This window comes from Chryseobacterium herbae, assembly GCF_025154075.1.
GTDB classification, from domain to species: domain Bacteria; phylum Bacteroidota; class Bacteroidia; order Flavobacteriales; family Weeksellaceae; genus Chryseobacterium; species Chryseobacterium herbae.
Genome location: NZ_JAOAMU010000003.1, coordinates 455,958 through 474,075, shown reverse-complemented (window position 1 = coordinate 474,075; position 18,118 = coordinate 455,958). Strand labels below are relative to the sequence as shown.

Genomic DNA, 18,118 nt, shown 5'->3' with positions numbered 1-18,118 from the left:
CAAAAATGGAGGCCTCAAAAAACACAAATGATGAAAAAATTTTTATAATGTATAAATAATTATCTATCGTTTAATCTTACGGTCAAAAATACTCTATTTTAGTTTTCCTATTTTATGAGTACAGTCATAAAGTATGCTTTTGGTCTGTTTATTTTCTGTAATACGAATTTAAAGTCCGGAACTCATACACATAATCTTATCATTAGATGATTTAAACCAATTTAAATTATTCTAATCAATAAACAATTATCAACAAACATCACACACCATAATTCCAAAAAATACAAAAAAAATATCAGATATCCCATGATCGAGGTTATGTTTTTCAATTATTTTATTTCATAATTTTACACTGGTATTTAATTCAATATAACGTGATAAAATTCTCTATTCTTATAGCCCATTACAACAATGGTAAATACTTTAGAGACTGTTATAACTCGTTGATCAGCCAGACATACGGAAACTGGGAAGTTATAATTGTTGATGACGCATCTACTGATGATTCTGTGGAACGAATTGAGGGCATTATACAAAATGATTCCCGTTTCAGAATATACAGAAATGCCATTAATCAGGGCTGTGGCTATACGAAAAGAGAATGTATGAAGTATGCGGAAGGAGAAATCTGCGCTTATGTAGATCCTGATGACGCCCTTTATCCCGACGCTTTAGAAAAAACAGCTGAAGAATTTGCAAAAACTGATATTACAGCCACCTATTCCCAGATGATGCTGTGTGATGAAAATCTAAATCAGGAAAAAATATTTGCAAGCACCAAACAGATCTACAACAGCCGATATTTTTTTAATTGTCCTACGCAATTTGCTCACTTCTTTACCTTTAAAAAAGAAACTTACATGAAAACTTCCGGCATTAATCCCCTTTTAAAAAGTGCCGTAGACCAGGATCTCTACCTGAAAATTCTGGAACATGGCAGCATAAAATACATCAAAGAACCACTCTATCTGTACAGATTACACTCTAATGGCATTTCCCAACAGAGTTTCAAACAGGGAGCAAAAGAATCTTTTGCCAAAGTGATTCACGATACGATGAAAAGACGTGGCATCAGCAAAATCAATAATAAGATCGTTCCGGATGTATATACCAATGCACAGGAAATCTACGAGCTCCTGGACTATCAGACCCAAAAGCTTCACCGGCTGATTAATAAAGTAAAAGTGACTTTCAACATATAATTGATTAAGGCTTCTCAGGAATGAGAAGCTTTTTTATTACCCATCAAAAAGAATAAAACAGAAATGAAATGGCCCCCAATCAAGGAGGCCTAAAAACACAAATGATGAAAAAAATCTATTTAGAAAAATCCAAACAGAATTCGTAGACAGTTAATGTCCTAATATCTTTTTTTACTGTACTTTTTCCAGTAAGGGAAATCATAACTATAGCACCAAAAGTCAGATTTATGGTTGATTTTTTTAAGAATCAAATAACATCCTAAAATAATGAGCATTGATAAGATAAACAAAATAATAAGTTTCAGAATAAATGAATGGTCATAGATATCCATAATTAATAGTTTTTCAGTTTTTTATAATGTTAAATTTAATATAAATTTCCACACACTGTGAATAAAAACCACTTATATCTATGAATTCATTAAAAAAAACCTTCGGTGAGGATCTTCAAAATGGATGTAAATATTTTTACCACAGATTATTCAGCCCAGGTCACCGGAATATATACGGTAACATACCCGTCAGCATCTACCTGCGTATCAGACACAGTTCCTGTCAGTGATCCATAGCCTGTCCATCCACCTTGTCCCTGCATAGCAGAAAACGTGTAAGTTCCGGCCGGAATCCCGTCATAATACCCCGGAAGCGTTTGGAAACCGCCACCATAATAAGTATCAAACACTTCTCCTGTCACAGTATTCTCAGCAAGAAAGCTTCCTACATCATGATTTCCTGAAAGCGTTTTGGTTCCATCCAAAGAAATAAGACCGAATCTCACTTTGTAGGTATTCGTTTTTGAAGCTTCTTTAGAGACTTCCGAATTTGCCTGAGGCTTAACATCCGTCATCATATCATCATTGGAAGAGCACGATACTGCTGCAACCGACAAAGCCACAAAAGCCATTGTTTTAAAAATTGCTATTTTCATATTAAAGTAATTTGGTATTTCAAAAGTAACTAATTCATGTGAACTGAATAAAAACCTTTAATTAACTTAAAATTACATTCCAACCCCGACCCTCAGGGAGAAGCTGCACATGGTGACCGAGCACGAAAAGTAGGTTTTATGTAAAGATTTAATATTTTAACATTCCTTAACTAATTTTTGGCTTCATAATTGAAAATACAAAGGAAGTTGTTGCCGTTTTGGCTCAGACTACTTATTAAAATTTGAATTATGAGAAAGATAGTATTAACAGGTCTTTTATCAGTTTTTTTACTGACAGCCTGTAAGAAAGACGACAGGACAGCTGAAAAATCTCTCGAAGAGCAGAAACTTGAATTTCAGGCCAGACAGCTTGATATAGAAAAACAAAAGCTGGCCATAGAGAAAGAAAAATTAGTGTACGAGGCACAGAAAAAGGTAGACAGCATCTCAGAAAGTAAAAAATCTCAGGCTGCTGCTGTAGCCAATTCAAAACCTCAGATCATAAGAGAAACAAAGACAATATATAGAGACAGAGGATCCAACTCTAATTCAGGAGGCGGTACCTATGCAGATAACGGAAACAGTTCTTCACAAGGAACCACCCAAAAGAAGAAAGGATGGAGTAAAGCCGCTAAAGGAACCGCTATTGGTGCCGTAGGTGGTGCCGCCTTAGGAGCTATTGTTGCTAAGAAAAACAGAGGCCTTGGAGCCGTGATTGGCGGTGTAGTTGGTGGTGCAACCGGTTATACGATCGGTAGAGCCGGGGACAGAAAAGACGGAAGAGTTCAACCGCGTAATTAATATTTTCACGATAACATTTAAAGATTGCTTATTTTTAGGCAATCTTTTTTTATGATGTTACTTTTACTTTCTTCGGTTCTCATTCTCCCGGTTCTCGCAGGCTGGGGAAAAATCGTGGAAAGATTCACAGGTACTTTATTTAACGGAATTTCGGGAAATATTTTAACAGGAATATTAGGACTTAGTTTAATCTGGACTGTGTTTGCATTCTTCATTCCTTTTACTATATATGTAGAAATTCCTTTCGCATTGGTGGGAGTTTCATTCTTCTTCATCAAGAAACTCTATCTGGAATTCTATAAATTCTCAAAGAAAGATACTTTTCTGATTGGTGGAATTTCACTGATCATTGTATATGCAAGCTCTTTTTATCCTTATATATTGGATCATTTTGGATATTATGTTCCCACGATCAAATGGCTTACAGAATTTGGTCTGATTAAAGGTATTTCCAATCTGGATCTTACGTTGGGACAAATGTCTGTATGGCATATTTTTCAGGCAGGATTTTCCGGCTTCTCAGATCCTTTTTTAAGGATGAATGCTATTCTGCTGATCATTTACACTCTTTATATTTTTGAAAGAAAAAGTTGGATACAGCTTTGCTTTGTTCCGGTACTGTTGCTTTTTTCGCAGTCTCCCAGCCCCGATCTTCCGGTGATCACTTTATCATTAATTATCTTAAATGAAATCATAAAAGGAAATAAAAACATCAGTCTTTTATTCGCCTACTCTGTCTTCATCTTTTCTATAAAGCCTACGATGATCTGGCTTCCCATTTTCGTTTTTCTCTGTTCAATGTTTATCTTTAAACCCAATTATAAACATTCCCTCTTCGGAATTCTTATCCTTCTTCTATTCTTTATTAAAAACATATGGACATTTGGATATCCGGTATTTCCTGTTGCTGTAGGCGATCTTGGATTCAACTGGAAACCTAATCCTGAGGTTTTAAAAATCTCTTCTCAATATGCTATTCAGAAAACGTACGATATGCAGTATACCTATGAAGAAATTCAAAAATTTTCTTCTTATGATGCGGTCAGAAACTGGTTTTCGCTGGAAGGAATTAAATCAAAGATTAATATTCTTTTCATCCTGAGTTTAGCGTTATTCTCTGTTTTTGCTATCCTTAAAAAGAAAAAGATCATCACCTTAATTTGTATATCACTGTTAATAAAAAGTATGCTGGTATTGGCTTTTTCGGCACAATACCGCTTTTTTATCGACGTGTTTTTTGTCATATTTTTTATTTTGTTCATTCAGTTTAATAAAAGAAATTCACTTGTTTTTTGCTCTACATTAAGTTTTCTGGTGATTGGTGTTTTAAGTTTTCCAAACTTTATCCGTCAGTATGTTCCAAGTTTTAGGCCCGGAAGTTTCATGTCGGGATTCAAAAAAGAACAGCTTTATAAACCTTCGACCTATCATTACAACAAATTTGAAACGTTTCAGACAGGAAATTTAAAGTTCAATGTATCAAAAGATTACCCTTTTAATTTTGACACGCCTCTTCCTGCTATTTCTTCCGGATATGTTCTTGATGATGCACAATTAGGAATTTTCCCACAATACATCGACGAAAAAAATATCAAAAAAGGATTGATCTGGAAAAAACTCACCCCACAGGAAAAAAAGGAGTTGGAGAACGTTATCAATAATATCAAAAACACTGATAAATAGAACAAATCCAGAAACTTTATTATCTGAAGAAAAATAGGTAATTTTGTATCATGTTCAACACATTAGGTAATCTTCTCAGTCTTACAACATTTGGAGAAAGTCACGGCGTGGCTTACGGCGGTATCATCAATAATTTTCCGGCAGGATTAACGGTAGATTTCGATAAAATTCAATATGAATTGGATCGTAGAAAGCCTGGCCAGTCTGCGATAGTTACTCAAAGGAAGGAAAGCGACACAGTAAAATTCCTTTCCGGAATCTTTGAGGGAAAAACTACAGGTACGCCAATCGGTTTTATTATAGAAAATGAAAATCAGAAGTCTAAGGACTACGATCATATTGCAGATTCGTATCGTCCGAGTCATGCAGATTTCACATATGACCAGAAATTTGGAATAAGAGATTATCGCGGAGGAGGAAAATCATCAGCAAGGGAAACCATCAACTGGGTCGTTGCCGGAGCATTGGCTAAACAGCTTTTATCGGGTATCGAGATCAATGCTTATGTTTCTTCCGTAGGCGATATTTTCTGTGAAAAACCTTATCAGGCACTGGATTTTTCCAAAACGGAAAGCAATGATGTACGTTGTCCGGACGCTGAAACTGCAGAAAGAATGATCGAAAGGATTAAAGAAATCAAAAAGGAAGGCAACACCATTGGCGGAACAGTGACGTGCGTGATCAAAAACGTTCCTGTGGGTATTGGAGAACCTATATTTTCAAAACTTCAGGCTGAATTGGGCAAAGCAATGCTGAATATCAACGCCTGCAAAGGATTTGAATACGGAAGTGGTTTCTGCGGAGCAAAAATGACCGGAAAGGAGCACAATGATGCTTTCAATACTGATTTTACGACGAAATCCAATCTTTCAGGAGGAATCCAGGGAGGAATTTCCAACGGAATGGATATTTACTTCCGTGCGGCGTTCAAACCTGTGGCTACTATTTTAAGACCTCAGGACAGTGTAGACAAATACGGAAATCCGGTGACTGTAGAAGGAAAAGGACGTCATGATCCATGTGTAGTGCCAAGAGCAGTTCCTGTAGTGGAAAGCTTAGCCGCATTTGTACTGGCTGACCTGTTTTTGATCAATAAAACGAGAAACATTAACAATTTTTAATAAAATACTTTAGTAATGAAAAATTACTGGGATCAGGGTATCTCTTTTGAAGAATATATCCGCATCGGAAAAGAAAGACTGGAAAATCCTTCCAACCAACAGGAAACCGAATATAAACAATATTACGAACTGGGACTTCAGAGAATGGACCGAACACTTAAAAAGTATGTTCCGGATGAAGAACAGTTAAAAGAATTAGCCGCCAAGAATTTTGAAGGAAAGATTCTCATCATTTCAGAAGCGTGGTGCGGCGATGCCAGTGCTACCGTTCCTGCTCTTGTTACCTTTTTCCAAGGGCACAATGAGGTGAAAATTTTCCTTAGAGATAGTGATAAAAGTCTGATCGGTCAGTTTATGACCAACGGTACGGAATCAATCCCAAAAGTGATTATTCTGGACAAGGATTTCAATGTGAAAAATTCATGGGGACCCCGCCCAAAATACGGATACGAACTTTTAATGAAGCACAAGGCCGATCCAGAAGCTTACCCTAAAGATAATTTTTACAACGATCTTCAATTGTATTATGCCAAAAACAGAGGCAAGGATTCAGTTCAGGAGATTTTAGAATTATTATAATTACAGATTGAATTCCATACGGCTTAAAATAACAGTAAAGATCAACGCATGAAAAAGAATATCATTTATATTGTCCTTATCATCATTATTGGTGTGGTCGCTTTTGTCCCGGGATTAAAGGAATACCTGAGAGATCAGTTTTTTCCGATCGCTACAATTGAAAATGCCGTGCATGTAAGTGAAGAGGATTATGATGTTGAGTTGAAAGGAATCAATGTACCGAGTACGAATCTTAAGGCTTTTAAGAACAAACCTATTTTCCTGAATTTCTGGGGAACCTGGTGCCCGCCGTGCAGAAAAGAATGGCCTACCATTCAGAAGTTATATGATTCAAGAAAAGGAAATGTAGATTTTGTCCTTATTGCGATGAATGACAAGGAAGAGGCGGTCGTAAAGTTTTTAAAGGAAAATAATTATAACGTTCCTGTGTATATTGCTCAAAGTCCAATCTCAGAAAAAATACTTCCGAAAGTATTTCCTACCACATTTCTTATCGATCAGCATGGAAGGATCATCATAAAGGAGGATGCCTACAGAGATTGGAACACAGAGACTGTGCATCAGTTCATTGATAATATCATCAAGTAATTTATTTAACTAAATTTTATAGTTTATTGGTATAAAATTTGCGAAATTTACTGTGTTGAAAAATTTATTAAAACTAAACACAAAATGAAATATTCAAAATTGAATCTTGCAAAAGAAGCCATCAGCCACAAAGGTTTCGTAAAAAAAATTCCTGATATCTTCAGAATGGTAAAACTATGGAGAAAAGGAGAATATCCGATGAGATCCATTGATATTATTCTTCCGCTTCTGGGACTTTTATATGTGATCTCCCCTATTGACCTTCTTCCTGAATTTGCTGTCCCTGTTTTGGGTGTCATGGATGACTTAGCGGTTTTATCGCTTACGATTCCAAAGCTGATCAAAGAAGTGGATAAATTCTTACTGTGGGAAGCTGAACAGAGGCTGAACGGCACAAAAGTTATTGACGCAGAAATTGTAAAATAATAATTTACAGAAATATTCTAAAGCCATCCTGAAACATTTCGGGATGGTTTTTTATTGACAAATGACGGATAAATTTTTAAGCCTTATTTCAAATCATTAAATTTGCAGTATCTAATAAAAAATAATGGAAAGTAAAAAAGAATTTTTCTTAGAGTGCTACAAGCTGGGCATCATCAAATTCGGAAGGTTTACCTTGAAAAGCGGTATCGAAAGTCCGTTCTATGTAGACCTGAGACCTTTGGCTTCAGACCCGAAAATTTTAAAAAATCTGGCTAATTATCTGTTGGAGATGCTTCCTCTGGATAATTTTGATCTAATCTGCGGGGTACCTTATGCAGCGCTTCCGATGGCTACTGCAATGTCTTTGGAAAGTTATATTCCATTAATTATTAAAAGAAAAGAAGCCAAAAACTACGGAACGAAAAAGCTGATCGAAGGAATTTATCAGAAAGGACAAAACTGTCTTTTGGTGGAGGATGTGATCACTTCCGGAAAATCTCTTGTGGAAACCATCGCAGAGGTAGAACAGGAAGACCTGAAAGTAGCTGACATCGTTGTGGTTCTGGATAGAGAGCAAGGCGGAAAACAGTTATTGGAAAGCAAAGGGTACAGAGTTCATACTCTTTTCAATATTTCTGAGGTGTGTGTTATTCTTCAGGAAACGGGAGAACTGTCTGACGAGGAAGTAAAAAGAATCCAGGATTTCCTTCAGGGGAACCATATTCAGTTTGAAGAAAAGACAAGAAGTTCTTACGAGCAGAAACTTGCGCACGCACAACATTCTGTTTCTAAAAAATTACTTGAAACGACTTTGGCTAAAAAATCAAACCTGATTGCATCTGCAGATGTTACCACGACACAGGAATTACTTGCTCTTGCTGAAAAAGTAGGCCCTCACGTGATTGCACTGAAAACGCATATTGACATCATTTCAGATTTTGACTACGAAAAAACAATTCTTCCGTTAAAAGCATTGGCTGAAAAACACCAGTTTTTACTGATGGAGGACAGAAAGTTTGCAGATATCGGCAACACGCAGGAACTTCAGTTTACCAGCGGTGTATTTAAAATTTCAGACTGGGCAGATTTCGTGACCTCGCAGGTGATCGGAGGATTTGAATCTTTAGACTGCTTTAAAAATGTAGGAGTTGTGGCTATTGTAGGAATGTCTTCCAAAGGTGCATTGACGACGGCCACTTACCGTGAAGAGGCTCTGAAAGTGGCATTATCACATCCAAACGTAATCGGTGGGGTATCTCAGAATCAGATTCCTGAAGAGTTGTTGCTTTTCACTCCGGGTGTTAACCTTGCAGATTCAGGAGATGGAAAAGGACAACAGTACAATACGCCTGAACACGTCTTCAAAATGCTTCATTCCGATTTCATCATTGTAGGCAGAGGAATTTATAAATCTGATGATCCTGAAACGGCTGCTATTACCTATAAAAACGAGGGCTGGAACGCGTATGTTAATTCTTTGCAAAAAAACAGTATCCAAGGCTAAAACGCTGTTGAATATATTCAAAATAAGTTTATATTTGGGCTTTATCACAGGATATTGAAAAAGATCACCACATGCCTTGTTTTGTTTTGGGGAATTGTACAGGTTTCCGGGCAAAAAGACAGCATATATATTGAAGCAAAATTATCAGCCGACAGAAAAACGCTGGAGGTTAATCAGGAAATTGTGTATTACAATCATTCCGATAAAGACCTGCATTCGGTGAAACTTCTCAATTGGGTTTCTGCTTATAACAAAAAAGGGACATCCCTGGTTTACAGAAAACTGGAAGACCGCAGCAGTGACCTTCATTTTGCAAAACCAGAACAACTTGGTAAACTTCTGGATTTAGAGATCAAAAATTCAGCACAACAGGCGGTTCCGGTGAACTCCAAGGCGGATGAAAATATTTTTTTTCCTTTAACAGAGGCTCTAAAGCCTGGCGAAAGCATTACATTACAGCTTCATTACAGCATGTCCCTTCCTGATAAGAAATTTACAGGCTATGGTACAGCTGATAAAATGACGGCATTAAAATATTTCTTTATTGTTCCGGATCATTTTGATCCGGACAATATTTCTAAAAGAAATTATCATGATATTGAAGAGTCTGTGAGTTTCAACACTTTCTGGACCGTTAATTTCGATCTTCCTCCCAACAGTTTTATTGAAGGTAACCTTCCACAGGTTCAGATGAATTCATTTAAGGGGTATCTTGACTCCGATCCTGAATTCGTAATTGCACAAAATGGACTTCCTTCTATAAAAGTCAGTGTGGATGGATCAGAAACCGAAATCAAATTCGGATATAACCTGAAGCCGGAAGAAAAGCAGAATCTTGAATTTTACCTTCCTTTACATCTAAAATTTATTAAAGAAAAGATAGGTTTCCTTCCGAAAAATCTTTTTATATCTGATAAATTCAGGTCGTCGGAAGATTTCTTCGGGAATAATGATATTGCTTTCTGGAAATTCAGATTTCAACTGTTCACGGATACTGAAAAGACAGACCTCGATTATTTTGGAATCATCACAAAAAAGATCCTTGACGAAAGCATTATTGCAGATAAGCAGGAACATCACTGGTTTAAGAACGGTTTAAAATCATATCTGGAAATCCAGTACCTTCAAAAGTTTTACAAAGACACCAAATTATTGGGTAATCTTCCGGAAACAAAAATTTTCGGGGTAAAACCTCTGAAACTATTCCATGCTTCCCAGGTGAAACTTATCGACCGTTACGGATTATCGTATCAATATATCATGTCTCAGAATCTGGATCAGAAGATCAGTGAAAAATTCACGGTTTTGAGCAACTTTAATGATATGGCCGTCAGCAGTTTTGAAACGGGAAGTCTGTTCAACTATACGGCAGAAAAAATGGGCTATGATCATTTCAACAGCATTGTGCAAGATTATATCGCCAAAAATACGGACAGAAAAATCAATCCTGAAGAATTCCTGAAGGAGCTAGCTGAAAAAGACAAAACATCAGCGTATCTCTCAGATTTTTTAAAACAAAAGAACAGAGTTAACTTCAGACTGAAAAATGTCCGAAAAGAAGATGATTCTCTTAATATTGAAATCGCAAAAAATACAGATTCTCCAATTCCCGTAAAGTTGGAAACCCAAACCAGTGAAGGTGAGAAAAAATCTTACTGGATAAATACGGAACAAAACGAGCAGGTTACCAATTTCGCTCTTCCGGCTTCAGAAGATATTCATAAAGTAACACTTAACAGCGGATATATTTTCCCTGAATCTAAATACAGAGACAATTTCCTGTATGCAAAAGGATTGTTTTCGAATGCAAAAAAAATAAAATTCAAGCTGATTAAGGATATTCCCAATCCTGAATACAACGAGATATACATCAGTCCAAGGGTACGTTTTAATAATACGTATGATAAATTCCTTTTGGGAGTGAATTTAAAAAATCAGTCGTTCTTCGATCAAAAGTTCCTCTATTCATTTACTCCAACGTATAGTACCGGAACCGGAAAACTGACAGGATCGGGAGCTGTCTCCTACTCTTTTCTTCCCGCTGAAAGCATTTTCAGAAGTATTACTTTTGGAGTGTCGGGATCTTATTTCCACTACGATTATGGATTGGCTTACAGAAAAGGTTCTATATTTTCGAGTTTCAGTTTTAGAAAAAATCCTAGAAGTACGGTGAGCAGAAGTATTGGGTTTTCTTACAATTATCTGGAAAGAGATCTGAGTCCGCGAATGGTTGCCAATAGAGATTATGGCAAATACAATCTGTGGACCGCCGGATATGGATATAGTGACAGCCAGATGATCCATGAAAAAAGCCTGAGTTTAAGCACTCAGGGCATGGAAGACTTTAATAAGATAACCGCTGAAGGGTTTTACAGATGGGAATTTGCTCCTAAACAGAAATTAAGCGTCAGGTTATTCGCTGGTTATTTCGTAAGGAATGAAACTAGGAATAATATGTTCAACTATGGAATCTCAAGGGTTTCAAACTATTCTTTCTCCTACAATCTTTTGGGTGAAAGTGCCAACAGTGGTCTTCTCTCTCAACAATTTATCTTAGCTGACGGAGGATTTAAATCTTTTCTTCCCGGATCTGTCAATCAATGGATCACTTCTCTGAATGTAGACTCAAGTGTCTGGAAGATATTTCATGTGTATGCGGATGTCGGAATGTATAAAAACAAAAGCCGTCCGACAGAATTCATCTGGGACACCGGTATTAAAGTAAGAGTGATTCCTGATTTCCTGGAAGTTTATTTCCCGATACAATCGTCCTTAGGTTTTGAACCTTCTTTTAAGGATTATGCTAAACGAATCAGATATACTCTTGTCCTTAATCTTGGAGCGGTCATCAACGCAGCCAGAAGAGGTTGGTATTAAGGAGTTGGAAGAAAGAAGATGGAGGATCGAATTTACTATTAAGCATTCATTTTAATAGTTCCATAAACTTGGTTTAAATAAAAAAGCAACTGTAAGGTACAGCTGCTTCTTTTAACATGTTATATTGAAAACTAACTTTTAAATTCTTTTCAACAGATTTATTTCATCCGGTTCAGACGAAAGCCATTGGCTTTTATCTGTATAGGGAATATATCAAAAACAATACCACAAAAACAAGGATCATCAAAGAATAACCCCAAAAAGAAATATATTATAAACTATACGAAGTATTAACTGATATATTTCAAACAAAAATATATTATAAAGAATGATTCTATAAAAAAGCTCGGGCCATTTCTTCGAAATGGCCCGAGCTTATATTCATTAAAGAAACTAAAAAATTAATCTTTTAAGATCTTCTGAGATACTGGCTCGTTGTTTACAGTTCCTGTTACGATGTAGTTTCCTTTTGCTAACTCAGAAACGTTTACCGTTCCGTTTTGTTTTACAGAAGCAGACTTCACCACCTGTCCGAACGTGTTGTAAACTTTTACATCTTTCACATCAGCACCGAAAGTGATTTCGTCGCTTTTTACGAAAGTGTTTTTTACGAAGTTTCCAGCTTTAGCATTTTGTACGTCAGAAACAGCTAGTGAACCTGAAGTTGTATTTTGTGGAGTTGGAGCTCCAGCAACAAAATCTGCAGCATTATTATTCGTATCACCTGAAATTCTTGCAACTGAATTCGCAGCTGATGGAGCTGGAGCCGGTCCTGTACCTTCGAATATATTCGCTGTTGTTCCATAGCCAACAAAATCTACCACATTAGAATCAGTAGGACTTACAACCTGTACCCCATTATTTGCTAAAACAATTTTCCCTGCCCCTGCCGCCATAGCAAATCCAGCTCCTGTATTTGTTCCGGAACCAAAGTTAGTGGGAACCGGTGCAATATAATCTGGTGTTGGTAAATTGGTTGTACCTCCTGCACCTGCGCTTTCTTGTATTAAGTACTTTTGCCCAGGATTTAATGTAATAGCGGGTAAAGGATGATATTGATTAAAAGCATTTGCAGCAGAAGCATATTGTAAAGTAGCACCTGATAAAGTAACTGGAGTAGACCCTATATTTTTCAATTCTACAAAATCATTTTTGTATGTAGATCCTGAGTTTCCCCCACCTCCATATACTTCATTGATCACAATCTGAGCATTCATAAATGCAGTAGCGGAAATTAATCCTAAAACAGTAAAGATTTTTTTCATTATAAAAAGTTTTTAAATTTATAGGATAAAAATACAAAAAAACCGTCACTTTACTAAAATGACGGTATATATTTAACAATTAATTAAAATTACCTTTTAATTATTTTCTCAGAAACCGCTTTACCATTAATATTTCCGGCTACAATATAAATCCCCCTTTGAAGATCTATTACGTTTAAAGTTCCATTTTCATTAACAGATGCAGTTTTAATAAGTTGTCCGTTAACATTGAAAATTTTAACGTCCGCTTTTAAACCGAAATGAATTTCTTGATCAACTGAAGTATTTTTAATGAATACTTCTTTTCTTCCTTTGCTGTCTGCAACTCCAAGAGCTCCTGCGGATGTCCATGAAACATCATCTAATACTATTTGTCTTGAGCCCGTAGACCTAAATTCGATAGTTACGTTTCCTGGCACATTCGCACTTACTGTTCTCGTATAATTTGTAGACATTGCCGATAATGTAAATGTTTCATACATAGTTCCATTTACATACACCTGAATTGTTCTGTTAGCTGCAGTCCCGCCTGTGAAATAAGATCTGACAGTATATGTAACACTTCCAACTCCATTTGCTCCTGAACTTGCGCTAACGCTTCTTGTACCACTACTATCAAAACCAACTGAAGTTGCTGTAATATTATCTGTAGAAGTCACTTTTCTTGCACCAGCAAAAGTCCAGCTTACATTATTATCTCCGGTATAATTCCCTCCTGCATAAGAATTAGCTGGCGCAGTTACATTAGTAAAAGATTCGGTTCCTTGTGCAGAGAATGATGCTGCCAAAAATGCTACAGCAAATAACGAATAAAGTTTTTTCATGATTTAAAATTTAATAATTAATAATTTCCGTGGCTAAATTACTTGATTTTTTTCGCCCTATACAATAATTAGGTTAATTTTTTGTTAATAATGCTAAAACCCTAACTATTAACATTTTTTAGTTATTTTTACGAATTATTTTTAACGACTTGCGCAATTTTTTTCTTCTGATCGGTTTATTTTTCATGGGCATATTTTCGGCTCATGCACAAATATTTTCGTGGAAAAATCCAAACATTCCGAAGGACAGTATCAAGAAAGACAGTATTCTTGCCGCAAGATTTGAACAGGACATTTTTGCGAAGGACACTCTTGATTTCGTAAGAACCAATAACAAAATAATCGTAGACGAAGCTGTACTTGCCAAAAACGATAAGAAAAGATTTTTAGGGGAACTGAATTCAAAAGGCTCCATTATCCGTGGGATTACTTTCGGTAACAACCAGGGGCAGTCTGTACAGAGTTCTATGGACCTTCAGATCTCCGGTCGTCTTTCAAAGGATGTTACTATTTTAGCCAGTATCTCGGATCACAACCTGCCTATTCAGGCTGATGGCTATACACAAACCCTGGAAGAATTCGACAAGATTTACATGCAGCTTAATATTAAGGATAAATCCATCCTCAGAGCCGGACATCTTGATCTTGTGGAAGCCAAAACCTATTTTGCAAAATTCCAGCGACGAAGCATGGGGCTTGAGTTCCAGACCGAGTTTGGAGATGAAAACAAAACGTTTGTAGATATTTCCATGGGTGTGGCCCGAAGTGAATTTCACAGGATTCGTTTTCAAGGGGTAGAAGGCAACCAGGGACCTTACCGACTGACGGGTAAGAATGGCGAACAATTCATAACGCTTATTTCCGGTTCTGAGCAGGTATTTATAGACGGTATTTTGATGAAACGCGGGGAAAATCAAGATTATACCATCAACTATAATACGGGAGAAGTAACATTTACCAGTTTCCGACCGATTTTCCAGCAGAATTTCATTACAATCTCCTATAACTATACGAACAGAAATTATTCAAGATATTTATTTACCGGAAAAGTTGAGCATCAAAGGGAAAAATTTAAAGTGGGTTTGAATTGGTTCATGGAAAATGACAATAAAAACGCTCCTCTCGCTCTCAATCTTTCTAAAGAAGACGAACAGATTCTGGCAGACGCCGGAAATAACCCTGATTTAATGTATGCTCCATCAGGGGTGGTTACCGCATACGATGTGAATAAAATCCTGTACAAACTGAATTCTGCAGGAAATTTCTATGAATTTTCCACAGATCAGAATGAAACACTTTATCAGGTATCTTTTACTTATTTCGGGGTCAATAAAGGCAATTATAAAATTACACAGACTACAAATAACGGACGTGTTTTTGAATATGTAGGAAATAATATGGGTGATTACAAAGCGGTAAGAAAACTTCCTTCACCCCAGAAATCACAGGTGTATTCAGTGAATTCCGAATATCTTTTAAAAGAAGGAAAAATAGGCGCCGATTTCTCCCTAAGTAATTACGACCTTAACCTTTTCTCCTCAAAAGATGCTGCCCAGAATATGGGATATGCATGGCGTGTTTTCGGAAATAAAACTTTTACAAAAAGCAAATGGAAAGGAACTCCAAGTTTCGAATACCAGTACATCGATAAACAGTTCCATATTTTAGACCGTATCAATGATGTGGAATTCTCAAGAGACTTTAACTTAATACAGGAATTCAGCCAGCGAACTCAAAACAGATTTACATTCAGCTTTTTAAATAAATGGAACAATAAATCCACGTTGAACTACAGAATCAATTATCTGGATGAGCAGGATACCTACAAAGGGATAAAAAATGACCTGGATTTTGGCTGGATCACCGGAAAGTTCTTCACAAAAGGAAATTTATCTTACCTGAATACGAACGCTACCCTTCAGGACACTAAATTCATCAGAGGTGGAGTTTCTACAGAATTTACCGGTAAGAAAGGAAGCTGGGCTTTCGGAGGAAGCATGGAGCATAATGAGAAAAAGTATAACGATACACAACTCATGGATGTCACCAGTTTCAGCTGGAAAGAGCTTTTTGTACAGAAAAAAATCGGGGACAGTACGCGTACAAAATTGCTGGCCAAAGTATATATGAGGGACAATGACTCTGTGCGAAACAACAGGCTTGAGAACATGAACAACATTCTGGGGATCATGGCGGAAAGTCAGCTGATTAAAACCGAGAAAACGACTTTAAATGTTTTGGTACACTACAGAAAATTTTTCTATCAAAGCAATGAAGGTGATGTGAGCCGAAATAATGACTTTGTTGTCGGGAATATATTGTATAACCAGCAGTTATTCAGAAACGGGATGCGTCTGCAGGCTTTTTATGAGCTAGGAAACGGGCAGGAAGCACAGCGGGAATTCCAATACCTAAAAGTAACGGACGGACAGGGTGTTTATAAATGGACGGATTACAACGGAGATGGCATCCAGCAACTTGATGAATTCGAAATTGCAGAATATTCCGACTTAGCACAGTATATCAGGATTTACACCAATTCGGTACGCTATATTCCTTCCAATAAAAATAAAATCCAGCTGGCATTATTTGTCAATCCGGCGATTGTTTTCAATTCTGAAAATGGATTTTTAAAGCGTTGGAATTTTAATGTTTCGTTAAATTCACAAAACTCATTCTATAAAAAAGACAAGGTTCTGGTATTGAATCCTTTTGAAAAAAACAGCGACCAGATCCTCAAAAACCAGAATATTCTAGCTTCCGTACAGTTCAATCCAACTGAAAAATCAGGCTGGAACGGAAATTACCGTTTCATTACCAACGATAATCTCATCAATGCCAATTTCAGTAATGAGGAACGCCAGCAAACGTCTCACTTCGTGAATGTCGGCTACTGGTTTAATAAGGAATTCAGGGTCGATTGGGAAAATTCCGTCCACGATCTCAAAAACTCATCCCAGCTTTTTGCCACAAGGGATTACCGTCTGAATAACATGGAAACGAAACCGAAAGCAACTTATAAATTTACAGATGCCATTCAGGCTGAGCTTTCTTCTGCGTACCGTCAGAAAAAGAGAATCGATGGTGAAGAATTACTGAAGGCTTTTGATATTACCGGAACGATTCAGTGGGAACGCAAGAAAACTTCGATCAGAGGGAATTTTTCTTTTATCAACAACAATTTCACAGGAAACAATTTCAGTATTGTCGGAAACCAGATGCTGGACGGCCTTAAGCCTGGGAAAAATCAGGTTTGGAGTGTTTTTATTCAGCAAGCGATCAACTCTTTCCTTCAGCTTAATTTAAATTACGAGGGAAGGAATTCCGGAGAACGAACCATTCATATCGGAAGTATGCAGGTGAAAGCCAGTTTCTAATTTTCAATACTTCTCATCACATTACTAATTTCTAAATCAGAATAGAAAATTGACACCATTCAATCAAAAACACTCTTGATTATCATTAATAAATTCATTATAAAAAATTAATTTATATAAATTCAGCAATTATTAAATAAAAATCTATATTTGGTGAAAAATTAATTTTTATGAAAAATCTACTTTTAGCAGTGACAACTTTGTTTATTTTATCATCATGTGATACCAATGAAATGGCGGATCTTCAAAACCCGGATCAGGTATCAAAAACTGAAGTTTCGAAAAATTCAGCATCAAAAAATACAGGAGCCACGCTTTCTTCAATAGCCAATAAAAATGTTACGTGCGCTGGTGGCGGAGGTTCTATGAATCCAATTTTCGTGAATCCCAATTACCCATATATCAGCAATTACAGTGTTGCGTATAGAGATTATACAGCTCTGTTTGGAAGAAATCAGACGACATTATCAAAATTCGTTCTCGATAATGTTTTTATTTCATTCGGGACAACTCCTAATTTTATTCAGCTGATCTACGGCAATAATATGGCGGCACAGACTGAATACGCAAACACCAACAGTTCAAACCTTTCAGAAATGTATTTTATCATAGGACAGAATTCTGACAATGCAGCAGTATATGGGGATATGTTCAACAGTGATCCTAATCAGCCAGGTTTCATGTCAAATGATGCAGCGAATACCGTGTTGCATGGTTTTAAACAGAATCTGCAAAACAATAATTTACTGCCATCCAAAATAAAAGCAGTTCAGGTATATACCGATGCATTACTGTGCATACCTGGATTTAAGTTTATCAGAATGAATGTTAGATACCAACAATAATGAGTAATAAATAATCATTCATATAAAACCCGATCGTGATCGGGTTTTTATTTTTTTTTATGAAATAAACCGATAGATTATATCTTTTGTATTTTTCG

At 36.5% G+C, this 18,118-nt stretch carries 14 protein-coding genes; 11 read left to right on the top strand and 3 right to left on the bottom strand.

What is annotated here, in order from left to right; all coding sequences use genetic code 11:
* Nucleotides 1-374: 374 nt before the first annotated feature.
* A complete protein-coding gene (locus N0B48_RS12135) occupies nt 375-1,202 on the top strand; it encodes a glycosyltransferase family 2 protein (protein WP_259839052.1) in 828 nt (275 codons plus the stop codon).
* A gap of 478 nt (nt 1,203-1,680) precedes the next feature.
* Here N0B48_RS12135 and N0B48_RS12130 read toward each other — a convergent pair whose 3' ends face one another.
* Entirely contained in the window at nt 1,681-2,130 is a 450-nt protein-coding gene (locus N0B48_RS12130) for a hypothetical protein (protein ID WP_259839051.1), read from the bottom strand.
* 249 nt (nt 2,131-2,379) lie between these two features.
* On the opposite strand from N0B48_RS12130, the gene N0B48_RS12125 reads away from it, so the two are divergent.
* The 8 genes from N0B48_RS12125 (at nt 2,380) to N0B48_RS12090 (ending at nt 11,709) form a co-directional block, all read left to right on the top strand.
* Entirely contained in the window at nt 2,380-2,931 is a 552-nt protein-coding gene (locus N0B48_RS12125) for a YMGG-like glycine zipper-containing protein (protein ID WP_259839050.1), read from the top strand.
* A 51-nt stretch (nt 2,932-2,982) separates the two neighbouring features.
* On the top strand, nt 2,983-4,614 hold the full coding sequence (locus N0B48_RS12120; protein ID WP_259839049.1) for an LIC_10190 family membrane protein: 1,632 nt from the start codon (nt 2,983-2,985) through the stop codon (nt 4,612-4,614).
* 50 nt (nt 4,615-4,664) lie between these two features.
* Complete coding sequence (aroC, locus tag N0B48_RS12115) at nt 4,665-5,735, top strand: chorismate synthase (protein ID WP_034723662.1); 1,071 nt, start codon at nt 4,665-4,667, stop codon at nt 5,733-5,735.
* Nucleotides 5,736-5,750: 15 nt separating this feature from the next.
* Nucleotides 5,751-6,314, top strand: a complete 564-nt coding sequence (locus N0B48_RS12110; protein ID WP_259839048.1) for a thioredoxin family protein — start codon at nt 5,751-5,753, stop codon at nt 6,312-6,314.
* Between the two features lie 48 nt (nt 6,315-6,362).
* A complete protein-coding gene (locus tag N0B48_RS12105) occupies nt 6,363-6,902 on the top strand; it encodes a TlpA family protein disulfide reductase (RefSeq protein WP_259839047.1) in 540 nt (179 codons plus the stop codon).
* 84 nt (nt 6,903-6,986) lie between these two features.
* Nucleotides 6,987-7,328 carry a YkvA family protein gene (locus N0B48_RS12100; protein ID WP_034723657.1) on the top strand — a complete coding sequence of 114 codons (342 nt, stop codon included), beginning with the start codon at nt 6,987-6,989 and terminating at the stop codon, nt 7,326-7,328.
* A gap of 124 nt (nt 7,329-7,452) precedes the next feature.
* Nucleotides 7,453-8,832 (top strand): orotidine-5'-phosphate decarboxylase, encoded by a 1,380-nt coding sequence (gene pyrF, locus N0B48_RS12095; protein WP_259839046.1) that lies wholly within the window; start codon nt 7,453-7,455, stop codon nt 8,830-8,832.
* Nucleotides 8,833-8,886: 54 nt separating this feature from the next.
* Nucleotides 8,887-11,709, top strand: a complete 2,823-nt coding sequence (locus N0B48_RS12090) for an aminopeptidase (RefSeq protein WP_259839045.1) — start codon at nt 8,887-8,889, stop codon at nt 11,707-11,709.
* Nucleotides 11,710-12,110: 401 nt separating this feature from the next.
* Here N0B48_RS12090 and N0B48_RS12085 read toward each other — a convergent pair whose 3' ends face one another.
* Complete coding sequence (locus N0B48_RS12085; protein WP_259839044.1) at nt 12,111-12,974, bottom strand: lamin tail domain-containing protein; 864 nt, start codon at nt 12,972-12,974, stop codon at nt 12,111-12,113.
* Nucleotides 12,975-13,063: 89 nt separating this feature from the next.
* Nucleotides 13,064-13,798, bottom strand: a complete 735-nt coding sequence (locus N0B48_RS12080) for a T9SS type A sorting domain-containing protein (RefSeq protein WP_259839043.1) — start codon at nt 13,796-13,798, stop codon at nt 13,064-13,066.
* Between the two features lie 185 nt (nt 13,799-13,983).
* Here N0B48_RS12080 and N0B48_RS12075 point away from each other — a divergent pair, with 185 nt between their 5' ends.
* Both N0B48_RS12075 and N0B48_RS12070 read left to right on the top strand, forming a co-directional pair.
* The gene (locus N0B48_RS12075) at nt 13,984-17,175 is read left to right on the top strand and encodes a DUF8818 domain-containing protein (protein WP_259839042.1); all 3,192 of its coding nucleotides are present in this window, start codon (nt 13,984-13,986) and stop codon (nt 17,173-17,175) included.
* 170 nt (nt 17,176-17,345) lie between these two features.
* The gene (locus N0B48_RS12070) at nt 17,346-18,020 is read left to right on the top strand and encodes a hypothetical protein (protein ID WP_259839041.1); all 675 of its coding nucleotides are present in this window, start codon (nt 17,346-17,348) and stop codon (nt 18,018-18,020) included.
* The last annotated feature ends 98 nt before the right edge of the window (nt 18,021-18,118 follow it).